The organism is Micromonospora sp. NPDC002411, assembly GCF_053592955.1.
Map to the genome: position 1 here is coordinate 1 of NZ_JBSFBM010000218.1, position 11,782 is coordinate 11,782.

Annotated in this window: 6 protein-coding genes; all 6 read left to right on the forward strand. The window is 74.3% G+C overall.

What is annotated here, in order from left to right; all coding sequences use genetic code 11:
* Positions 1–923: aminoglycoside phosphotransferase family protein (locus tag ACWCO3_RS23400; RefSeq protein ID WP_450012021.1), on the forward strand; the 923-nt coding region annotated here is incomplete at its 5' end.
* A gap of 165 nt (positions 924–1,088) precedes the next feature.
* Positions 1,089–4,316, forward strand: coding sequence for a non-ribosomal peptide synthetase (locus ACWCO3_RS23405; RefSeq protein WP_450012023.1), 3,228 nt, complete (start codon positions 1,089–1,091; stop codon positions 4,314–4,316).
* Positions 4,309–6,564: a beta-ketoacyl synthase N-terminal-like domain-containing protein gene (locus tag ACWCO3_RS23410; RefSeq protein ID WP_450012025.1), complete on the forward strand. Its 2,256-nt coding sequence runs from the start codon at positions 4,309–4,311 to the stop codon at positions 6,562–6,564. The genes ACWCO3_RS23405 and ACWCO3_RS23410 overlap by 8 nt, the downstream gene beginning before the upstream one ends.
* On the forward strand, positions 6,564–6,830 hold the full coding sequence (locus ACWCO3_RS23415; RefSeq protein WP_450012027.1) for a phosphopantetheine-binding protein: 267 nt from the start codon (positions 6,564–6,566) through the stop codon (positions 6,828–6,830). The genes ACWCO3_RS23410 and ACWCO3_RS23415 overlap by 1 nt, the downstream gene beginning before the upstream one ends.
* A complete protein-coding gene (locus tag ACWCO3_RS23420) occupies positions 6,830–10,243 on the forward strand; it encodes a non-ribosomal peptide synthetase (protein WP_450012028.1) in 3,414 nt (1,137 codons plus the stop codon). The genes ACWCO3_RS23415 and ACWCO3_RS23420 overlap by 1 nt, the downstream gene beginning before the upstream one ends.
* The coding region (locus ACWCO3_RS23425) for a beta-ketoacyl synthase N-terminal-like domain-containing protein (RefSeq protein WP_450012030.1) at positions 10,240–11,782 on the forward strand (1,543 nt) is incomplete at its 3' end. The genes ACWCO3_RS23420 and ACWCO3_RS23425, both read left to right, overlap by 4 nt.

Genomic DNA, 11,782 nt, shown 5'->3' on the forward strand with positions numbered 1-11,782 from the left:
GTTCTGCTGGCCGGCAGGCGTGGTGTCGTGGCGCCGGGCGCGCCCGCGTGCGCCGGCGCGCGGTCGGTGCGGGGGTGAGCGGGATGAACCTGGACCTGGACGCGATCGCCAACCGACTGGAGCCACGGTTCGGCCGGGCCGCGCACCGCTGGGTGGGCACGCTGCGCCAGCGGCTCGACGACCTCGTCGAGCAGTGGGAGTTAACTCTCGGTGACCCGCTCAAGTCCGGCAACTCCTCGGTGGTGTTCCGGTGCGTGGGCCCGCTCGGCGACGCGGTGCTCAAGCTGTCCCCGGACAGCTACGCCGTGCGGGAGGAGGTGGACATGCTGCGCCAGTTCGCCTCCAGCGGGCGGGTGCCGGCGGTGCGGGAGTCGGCCAAGGGCGCCGTCCTGCTCGAAGCGATCCACCCCGGCACCCTCGTGGAGAAGATGCCGCAGCCGCCCTCACCGCCGGAGTACGCCGCCTTCCTCACCGATCTGCACGGCGCGGGCGACCCGGCTGCCGCCCCCCGTCAACTGGCGGACTGGATCGACGTGCTGTTCAACTCCGCGACGCGCCGGGGCGCCGACCTGAGCGGGTCCAAGCGGCTGCGCGACGACCTGTTCGCGGTGCCCACCGACACCGTGCTGCTGCACGGGGACCTGCACCTCGGCAACGTGCTCAGCGGCGGAGGCAGGGGCCTGGTGGCGATCGACCCGATGGCGTGCGCCGGTGACCCCTGCTTCGACGCCGTGGACTACGTGCTGGAGGGTCTGGACCGCGCGGAGATGGTGCGCCGCCGCGACGAGCTGGCGAGCGCCGCCGGCATCGACGTGGGCCGACTCGACGCCTGGTGCCGGGTGACGGCCCCGATCGGCGCCACGTACGTCAGCAATCCCGTGCACTCCGCCGAGCTGGCGGCCTTCGGGCGCGGCGAGTACTGACCGGCCGACCACCGCCCCGGTCCGACGGCAACCCGCGTCGGGCCGGGGCCGCGCCATGCCCGGGGACCCGCGTCGACGTGTCGCCGACGCGACCGGGAGCTTTTCCTGGTGGGGCAGGAGAACGTGCTCTGCCGCGCGGGACGTGCCGGGCCGCACGATCGGTGCATGGTTCGTACCGGTCGTGCTTCCTTCGCCCAGGAACGCCTCTACTTCCTCGATCAGCTCCAGCCCGGAAACCCGGCGTACGTGGTGGCCTTCGCGGTGCACCTGCGCGGTGCGCTGCGACCCGAGGCGCTCCGCACGGCCCTGACCCGGGTGGTCGCCCGGCACGACGCGCTGCGCACCACGTTCGCGGTGGTCGACGGTGTCCTCACCCAGCGGGTGTCGTCGACGCCCGGTGTGGACGTCGACATCAGCGCCGACGGGTGGGTCGATCGCGCCACCCAGGAGGCCCACCTGCGGACGCTCGTTGCCGAGCAGGCCCGGCAGCCCTTCGACCTCGCCGACGGGCCGGTGGTACGGGCCTTCCTGCGCTCCTGGGGCCCGGACGAGCACGGCCTCGCGGTGCTCGTGCACCACATCGCCTGCGACGGGTGGTCGGTGGGCCTGCTCCTGCGCGACCTGGCCGCCGAGTACAACGCCACCGTCGACGGGGCCGTGGCCGCCTACGACGAGCCGGCCGAGTCCTACCTGGCGTACGCCGAGCGGCAGCACGAGACGTGGCGGCGGGACAGCTCGGGCCTCGACTTCTGGCGTGCGGCGCTGGTCGACGTGCCACAACTGGCGCTGCCCACCGACTTCCCCCGCCCGAGCGTGCTCGGCACCACCGGCGCGGTGCTGCGCCGCCCGGTCGAGCCGGACCTGGTGCGGCGGCTGGGGGAGTGGGGGCGGGCGCGGGGCGCGACGTTGTTCGCGGTGACGCTCGCCGCGTATGCCTCGGTGCTGTCCCGGTACGCGCGCCAGGACGAGGTGGTGGTCGGCGTTCCGGTGGCGAACCGGATGGACGACGCCGAGGAGCGCCTGGTCGGCTGCCTGGTCAACACGCTGCCGATCCGGCTCGACGTGTCCGGCCGGCCGAGCTTCACCGAGCTGGTGGACCGGGCACGACGGACCAGCATGGCGGCCTTCGCCAACCAGGACGTGCCGTTCGAGCAGATCGTGCGGGCCACAGTGGGGGAGCGGCAGCTCAGCCACGCGCCACTGTTCCAGACCTCGCTGACGGTGCAGAACTTCCCGTTCGCGTTCCCCGAGTTCGCCGGGGTACGGCTGACCGAGGTCGACGTCGAGATCGACGTCACCAAGTTCGACCTGGGCCTGACCCTCGACGTCTCCACCGACGTGCCGTTCCTGCGCGCCGAGTACAGCACCGAGCTGTTCACGGCGGAGACCGTCGGCACACTGCTCGCGCACTACCTGACGTTCCTGCGGTCGATCGTCGACGAGGAGCAGCGGGAGCCGTCCATGGTGGACGAAGCCGAGCGGGCGCAGCTCACCGAGGGGGTGAACCCGCCGCTCGCGTCGGAGCCGGTCACGCACCCGTCGGTGCTGCGTCGCTTCGCCGACCACGTCGCGGCGACCCCGGACGCGGTGGCCGTACGCCACCGGGACGTCGAGATCACCTACGCCGAGCTGGACCGGTGGGCCGGGCGGATCGCGGCGGGCCTCGCCGACCGCGGTGTCCGCCCCGGCGTCCGGGTGGGGCTGCTGCTCGGCCGTTCACCGGCGGTCGTCGCGGCGATCCTGGGCGTGTGGAAGCTCGGCGGCGTCTACGTGCCGCTGGACCCGGACTACCCGCGCCAGCGCCTCGAACTGATCGCCGCGAACGCCGGGATGGCGGTGCTCGTGGTGGACCCGGAGACCGCCGAGGCGGCCGCGGCGCTCACCCGCGACAGCGGGACCCCCCTGGCCGACGCGCACACCCTCGACGGAATCTCCGTGCTCGAGGAAACCGTCCCCGGGCCGGGCGACCCGGCGTACGTCATCTACACCTCCGGCTCGACCGGCGTACCCAAGGGGGTCCTGGTCGGGCACGGGGGCCTGGACGCCCTGAACAGCCCGACCCCGGCGGGCCTGGACGTCACGGCCGCCGACGTGTGGCTGGCGGCCAGCTCGTTCTCGTTCGACGCGTCGGTGTGGGAGATGTGGGGCGCGCTGACCACCGGCGCCCGGCTGGTCATCGCCGACCGGGTCGACCTGGTGGACCGGGAACGGCTGGCCCGGCTGGTGCGTCGCGAGGCCGTCACAGTGCTGTTCCAGACCCCGGGCGCGCTCTACCGGTTGCTGCCGCCGTACCTGCGGGCGCTCGACCCCGACGAGACCTCCCGCATCCGCTACGTCGTCCTCGGCGGCGAGGCGCTGAGCTGGTCGCGGCTGGCGTCGCTGATCGCGGACGCGCCGGGTCTGCAAACGGTGTTCGTCAACATGTACGGCATCACCGAGGGCACCATCCACGTCACGATCTTCCAGGCGTCGGCCGCCGACGTGCCCCGGGTCCCCGAGGGTGCCATCGGCGTGCCGTTGCCGTCGGCGCGCTGCTACGTCCTCGACGAGGACCTGCGGCCGACCGGCCTCAACGTGCCCGGCGAGCTGTACTGCGGCGGCGCGCTCGTGGCGCACGGCTACCTGGACAACCCGGAGCTGACCGAGGAGCGGTTCCCGCCCGACCCGTACGGCGGCGGGGTCATGTACCGCACCGGCGACGTGGTGAAGTGGGGTCTCGACGGGAGCATGGTGTACCTCGGCCGCAACGACACGCAGGTGCAGTTGCGCGGCTACCGCGTCGAGCTGGCCGAGGTGGAGGGCGCCCTGCTCACCCACCCCGCGGTGCGGTCGTGCGCCGTGGCAGCCGAGGACGACGAACTCGTTGCGTTCGTGGTCCACGGGGTCGGCCCGGACGCCGAGCACGACCTGCGGGCGCACCTGCGCGAGACACTGCCGGCGTACATGGTGCCGTCGCGGATCCTGACCGTGGCGACCATCCCGCTCACCGCGCACGGCAAGGTGGACCTTCCCCGCCTGCTGGCCGACAGCCGTGCGGCACGGACGGCCACCGCGCCGTCGCGGCCACCGGCCGCAGTGGACGGCACCGGGTTGGAGGAACGGATCCGGGCCTGCTGGGTCGAGGTGCTCCGGCGGCCCGACGTCGGGCTGCACGACAACTTCTTCGACCTGGGCGGCCACAGTTTCGCGCTGATCGCGCTCCAGCAGCGGATGTCCGAGGAGGGTCTGGACGTCTCGGTGACCGACCTCTTCCGCTGCGGCACGATCGCCGGCTGCGCGGCGGCGCTCCAGCACACCGCGCCCGTCGTCGCGGACCCCAACGCGGCGCAGCGCCGCCAGGGCCGCGCCCTGCTGGCCGAGCGGCGGCGCAGCGTGGGAGCCGGCCGTGGCTGAGTTGGACGACAGCGCCGCGGTGGCGGTGGTCGGCATGGCCATCCGGGTCCCCGGCGCCGAACGCGACCTGGACCGGTTCTGGAGACACGTCCACGACGGCGTCGACGCCGTCAGCGTCTTCACGCCCGAGCAGCTCGTCGGTTGGGGCGTACCCAAGGATCTGGTGGAACGGCCGGGCTTCGTGCCGGCCCGCGCGGTGCTCACCGACGCGGACTGCTTCGACCACCGGCTGTTCAGCTACTCACCGTCGGACAGCGCCCTCATGGACCCCCAGCAGCGGATCCTGCTGGAGTGCGCCTGGGCGGCGCTGGAGCACGCCGGCCACCCGCCGGTCGCCGCCGACGGCAACCGGGTCGGGGTGTACGTCGGCACCGGGCTCAACGTCTACCTGCTGGACAACGTGTGGCCCAACGAGCGCGCGGTCGAGGCGGCCGGTGGCCTGGGCGTGATCATCGGTAGCGCCAAGGACTTCGCCGCCACCCGGATCGCCTACAAGCTGAACCTTCAGGGGCCGGCGCTGACAGTGCAGACCGCCTGCTCGACGTCGCTCGTCGCGGTGCACCAGGCGACGCAGGCGCTGCTCACCTACGACGCCGACGTGGCACTGGCCGGCGCGGCCACCGTCGCCCCGCCGACCCGGCGCGGACACCTGCACGAGCCCGGCGGCATCTTCTCCGCCGACGGTCGCTGCCGTGCCTTCGACGCCGCCGCCGACGGGACGGTGCCGGGCGACGGCGCGGGCGTGGTGGTGCTCAAGCGGCTCACCGACGCGCTGCGTGACGGCGACACGGTGCACGCGGTGATCCGGGGCTCCGCGGTCAACAACGACGGCGCCCGCAAGGCCGGCTTCACCGCGCCCGGCCCGACCGGTCAGGCCGCCGTCATCGCGGCGGCGTTGGAGGTGGCCGACGTCGACAGGGACACCGTGGGCCTGGTCGAGACGCACGGCACCGGCACCGCGCTCGGCGACCCGATCGAGGTGGCGGCGCTGCGGCAGGTGTTCGACTCCGCCCGGCCCGACCGGGCGCCCTGCGCGCTGGGCGCCGTCAAGTCGGTCGTCGGACACCTGGACACCGCCGCCGGGGTGATCGGCCTGATCAAGACGGTGCTGGCTCTGACACACCGGACGATCCCCCCGATCGCCCACCTCCGTACGCCCAACCCGGCGATCCGACTGGACGGCTCGGTGTTCGAGCTGCCGACGACCGCCCGACCCTGGGCGCCTGTCGATGGCGTACGCCGGGCCGGGGTGAGCGCCTTCGGCATCGGCGGCACCAACGCCCACGTGGTGCTGGAGGAGGCCCCGCCAATCCCGGCCCGACCCCGCCGGCACGTCCCGCAGCTCGTCCTGGTCTCCGCGAAGACCGCCGCGGTGGCGCAGGACAGCCTGGACCGGGTCACCGCGTTCGCGGCGGGAACCGCCCCCGGGGACCTGGCCGACCTCGCGTACACACTGCGGACCGGCCGCGCCGAGCTGCCCTGGCGGGCCGCCGTCCTGACCGGCGTGACCGACGGGGTGGCCCGGGTCCGCAAGGTCGACGCGACGGCTCGGGCGCGCGGGGTGGCGCTGCACCTCACCGGGGCCGGTGAGGTGACCGGCAACCGGCCCAACTACGACGCCGACCCGGTGTACCGGCGGACCGTCGACGAGGGCGTCGCGCTGCTGCGTGGCCACGACCTGGACGATTCGGTCCGGGAACGCGGTGACCGGCTGCTGGCCTGCGTCGGCCTGACCCGGTCGCTGCGCAGCCGGGGCGTCACCCCGCGCGCCGTGGCCGGTGACGGTGTCGGCGCGGTGGCCGCCGCCGTCGTGGCCGGGGTGATGTCGCTCGCCGACGCGCTGGCGCTGCTGCGCGACACCGACGACCCCGGGGTACGCCTGCACCCCGCCGCTCTGCCCCTGCTCATCGACGGGCGGCCCGACGACAGCGCCTTCTGGCGGGCCGCGGCCCTCCGCCCCCCGACGTCGACGCCGCCCCCCGACGTGCCCGACCCGGTGCTCTGGATCGAGGTCGGCACCAGCGTCACCCCGCACCTGGACGCCGATCAGCCAGCACTTCCCGCCAACCGGCATGCCCGCCTGCTGGCGACCGTCGGCGCGCTGTGGCAGCTGGGTCTCACCGACGCCTGGGACCCCGTGCACGACACCGGCCGCCACCGGCTGCCCGCCCCCACCTACCCCTTCGCGGCCACCCGGCACTACCTGGACGCACCCGGAGCCGACCCGACCACAGAGAGGCGACACTGATGCGCGACACACAAGACCGGACCTGGGTGGCCGAGTTCGAAGAGCTGTGGATGGAGGTCCTCGGCGTCGACACCGTCGACGACGACGACGACTTCTTCGACCTCGGCGGCCACTCGCTCAGCGCGCTGCGCCTGAGCACCCTGATCCGCCAGGAACTCAACCTCGCGGTCATGTTCGGCCACGTGCTGGAAAACCCCCGCCTCGCCGACCTGCGCAAGGTCGCGAGCGAGGTGCCGCTGGAGCGTCCGGCGGCGGAGACCGCCTGATGGTCGCCCCCGACCTCGCCACCTGGGCGCCGCTCGCCGCACGGGTGCTCGGCGCCAGCCCCGAGCAGGTCCGCGCGGTGGCCGCCACCGAGTCGTTCGTCGCCCTGGGCGGCACCTCGCTCCAGGCCATCGCCCTCGTCGCGCTGGGCCAACGCGAGCTGCGGGCGGACGTGGACAGCGCCCGCCTGCTGTCGGCGCTGCCGCTGGCCCAGGCCCTCGCCGGCGCCGTGGACTTCGTCGACACCGCGCCACCCGTCGTCGCGCGGCGGCCGGCAGAGCGGGAGCTGCTGCCGGGTCAGCGGTCCATGCTGGCCGCGCACCTGCTGGACCAGGACGCGCCGTACCACCTGATGTTCACGGTGGAGGCGGACGGGCCCCTCGACCCGGCCCGGGTCCGGTGGGCGCTGCGCGAGCTGACCACCCGACACGAGGCGCTGCGGACACGCTTCGTGCGCGACCCCCGCCAGGCCCGGATCGTGCTGCCCGCGCCCTACGAGCCGCGCCTACTGCACCAGACGCTGCCCGACGACGACGCGGTGCGCGCCGTGCACGACCTGTACGGCCCGGCCGCCGCGCGACTGCTGCGCCCCTTCGCGCAGCCACCCGTGGTGTTCGTCCTGACCCGAACCGGCCGGCGCGACCTGCTCACCATGCTGGTGCACCACACGGTCAGCGACGGCTGGAGCGTCGGACTGTTCGCACGGGAGTTCGCCGAGTTCTACACCGGGGACGGCCCGGCCGAGGCAGCCCCGTCGCCGGACTGGGTCGGCACCCGGCTCGCCGCGCAGGAGTCGTCCGGAGCGCTGGAGGCCGCCCTGACCCGGGTCACCGCGCGGCTGGACGGGGCACCGTGGACGGTGACGCTCCCCACCGACCTGCCGCCGGTCGCCGAGGCCGACGGGCGGGGCGCCCGGCTGCGCTTCCACCTGGACGAGACGGCGGCGGAGGCGACGACCGGGTTGGCCCGAGAGTGCGGGGTGACCGTCACGTCGGTGGCCCTGGCAGCCTGGGCGTTGACAGTGTCCCGCCGCGCCGGTCTGGACGACCTGGTGCTCGGGGTGCCGGCGGCGGGCCGGTTCGAGGCAGGCATGGACCGCCTGGTGGGCCTCTGCACCCGGGTCGTCCCGGTCCGCTGCGCGGCGACCGACGACAGCACCGTCCGGGAGTTCGTCCGCGGGATCGCCGACGCCCTGGCCGCTGAGGTCGCCGACGCCGACGTGCCGTTCGAGACTGTCGTCTCCGCGCTGGGCGCCGGCACCGACCCGGGCCGCAACCCGCTGGCCCAGCTCGGCTTCGCCGCCCACCACGAGCTGGTGCCCGACGAGCTGGTGGCGGGCGACCGTACCTGGCGGGTGCACGAGGGCCACTGCGCCGGCTCGGTGTTCGACGCCCTGCTCTACCTCCAGTCGTGGTCGGATCGTCCCCGGTTCGCGCTGGAGTACGCGACAGCCCTGCTGACCGCCGCCGACGCGGGGGAACTGGTCGAGTCGTTCCAGGCGGCGGTGCGGGAACTGGCCGCCGACCCGGACGCGACGGTGCGGGACGTCACCACGCTCTCGGCGGGTCAGCGCGCCCGGTTACGCGAGCTGGGCACGGGCGGGACGTACGACACCGCCGACGACGTGTGGCACCGGTTCGCGGCGTACGCGGAGTCCGCGGGCGAGCGGACCGCGCTCGTCGACGCGCACACCGGGCTGACGCTCACCTACCGGGACCTGCACGACGCCGCGGTCGAGCAGTCCCGCCTGCTGCACGGCCACGGGGTGCGTGCCGGCGACGCGGTTCTCCTGGAGGTGCCCCGCTCGGCCGCCGAGGCGGTAGCGGTGCTGGGCGTGCTGCGACTCGGCGCGCACTACGTGGCCGTGGACCAGCACGCCACCGCCGAGTGGCGTACCCATCTGGCGGCGACCGTCGCGGCGCGGGCCCGCCTCGGTGTGGGCGAGCCCTGGCCGGGAGTCGTCGACTGCCCGCTCGTCGATCCGCGGACGCCCGTCGGGGCAGACCCGGTCGAGGCGGTGCCGAGCGACCCGGCGCGCACCGCGTACGTCTCCTTCACGTCCGGTTCGACGGGCGTGCCCAAGGGCGTCGTCGTGCCGCACCGGGCGGTGCTGCGACTGGCCGACGACCCGGGGATGTTCGCCGAGCGGCCGGGTATGCGGATGCTGCGGCTGTCCCCGCTGGCGTTCGACGCGTCCACCCTGGAGCTGCTGGTGCCCCTGGCCACCGGCGACACGGTGGTGGTCTTCCCGCCGGAGGACCCGACGCCACGCGGGCTGGCCGACGTGCTGAGCGCCGCCGGGGTCACCCACGCCTGGCTCACCTCGGGCGTTTTCCACCTGGTCGCCGACCACCGTCCGGACGCGTTCGCCGGGCTGCGGCAGCTGTTCACCGGCGGGGGAGTGGTGTCACCGCCGCACGTGCGCCAGGTGTTGCGGGCCTGCCGGGGCCTGCGCCTGACCAACGGGTACGGCCCCACCGAGAACACCACCTTCACCACCACGTACTCCGTCGAGCATGCCGACGCGACCCCCGACCCGCTGCCGATCGGTGCTCCGGTACACGGCACCGACCTGTCCGTCGTCGACGCGTCGGGTCGCCTCGTCCCACCGGGCGCCGTCGGCGAACTGCTGGCCGGCGGCACCGGTCTGGCCGACGGGTACCTGGGCGACCCGACGAGGACGGACGCCTCCTTCGTGCGCCACGACGGGGAACGCCGTTACCGCACCGGGGACCTGGTGCGCTGGGGCACCGACGGCCAACTGCGCTTCCTTGGCCGCAACGACCGCCAGGTGAAGATCGCCGGGCACCGGGTGGAGCCGGTCGACGTCGAGCGCCGGTTGCGGGCGCAGCCGGGCGTCCGCGACGCCGTGGTCTTCCCCACCGGTGACCCGGGGAGCGGGGTACGCCTCTGCGCGGCGCTCAAGCCCGCCCCGGACGGCGTCGACGTGGCCGCCGTGCGCCGCGCGGTGGAGCCCGACCTGGCCCCGTACGCCCGGCCACAGCAGTGGGTGACGGTGACCGAGTTCCCGCTGGACCGCAACGGCAAGGTCGACCTGCGGGCGCTGGGCGCGCTGGCCCAACCGACGGTGCCGCCGGAGACCTCGGCCGCGCCGCCGGAGACCTCGGCCGGGTTGGCCCGGGTTCCCGCCCAGCGCTCGGCGTCGCTGGCCGAGTTCGAGGAGCTGGTGACGGGCGCCTGGGTGGAGGCGCTGGGCACCGACGACTTCGACGTCGACGAGGCGTTCTTCGACGTCGGCGGTGAGTCGCTGCGCCTGGCGATCGTGCGCCGGCTGCTCCAGGAGCGACTGGCCGGCCGGACCATCCCGCTCACCGACCTCTACCGCTTCCCGACCGTCCAGACGCTGGCCCAGCATCTGCACGCGCAGACCGAGAGAGCAGGCGCACCCTCATGAACGACGACATCGCGATCGTTGGCCTGGCCGGTCGGTTCCCCGGCGCCGCCGACGTCTGGGAGTACTGGTCGAACCTGGTCGCCGGGAAGACCACTGTCAGTGCGCTGACCCGGGGCGAGCTGCTGGCCGCCGGGGTGCCCGCCGACCGGCTCGACGACCCGGCGTACGTGCCGGCGCGCGGCGTCCTGGCCGACCCGGACCTGTTCGACGCGGCCTTCTTCGGCATCACTCCGAGGGAGGCGGAGACGATGGACCCGCAGCACCGGCTGCTGATGCAGACGGCGTGGGCCGCGCTGGAGTCGGCGGGGCTCGCCACCGAGCGGCCGTTCGGTCGGGTCGGCGTCTTCGCCGGGGCCGGGTTCAACTACTACGCGCTGCACCACGTATTCGCCCAGCCCGACGTCGTCGAGTCGCAGGGGCTGCTGTCGGTCGTGCTGGGCAACGAGAAGGACCACCTGGCCGCGAAGATCGCGTACCGGCTGGACCTGGGCGGGCCCGCCATCACCGTGCAGACCGCCTGCTCGACGTCGCTGGTGGCGGTGCACCTGGCCTGCCAGAGTCTGCGCGGCGGCGACTCGGACGTGGCGCTCGCCGGTGGCGCCTGCGTGGCAGTGCCGCAGCAGGCCGGGTACCTCTACGAGACGAAGGGCATCATGTCGCCGGACGGCACGTGCCGGCCCTTCGACGCCGCAGCCGACGGCACCGTGCCCGGCAACGGGGTCGCCCTGGTGGTGCTCAAACGCGTCGCGGACGCCCGCCGGGACGGGGACACCGTGTACGCGGTGATCAAGGGGTCGGCGGTGAACAACGACGGTGGGATGAAGGTCGGCTACACCGCGCCGGGCATCGCCGGGCAGGTCGACGTGCTGACCCGCGCGTACGCCTCCGCCGCCGTCGACCCGGCGACAGTGGGCTACCTCGAGGCGCACGGCACGGCGACCGAGGTCGGCGACGCCATCGAGCTGGCCGCGCTGACCGAGGTGTTCCGTCGCGGCGAGCGACAGTGCTCGATCGGCTCGGTCAAGGCCAACGTCGGGCACCTCGACGCCGCCGCCGGTGTCGCCGGTCTCATCAAGGCAGCGCTGGCCCTGCACTTCCGGCAGATCCCGCCGCTCGCCGGCCTGAAGCAGGCCCGGCCCGAGCTGCTGGACGGGTCGACACCGTTCACAGTGGACGCCGTCGCCCGTCGGTGGGAGGCCGCCGGTGGTCCGCGCCGCGCTGCGGTCAGCGCCTTCGGTCTGGGTGGCACCAACGCGCACGTGGTGCTGGAGGAGGCCGACGGCCCGATCCCGCCGGAGCCATCGGCCGCCGACGGCCCTGCCGAGCTGATCGTGCTGTCCGGGCGGACCCCGGAGGCGGTCCGCGAGGCCGCCGAGCAGGTGCACGAGTACGTGCGGCAGCGCCCCGACCTGTCCGTGCGGGACGTCGCGGTGACGGCGCAGACGTACCGCCGGCACTTCCCGCACCGGTTCCCCCGAGGTCGCCGCCATCGCCGCCGAGGTCACCGAGCGGCTCCGTACGGAGGTGGGCCGCCATGGC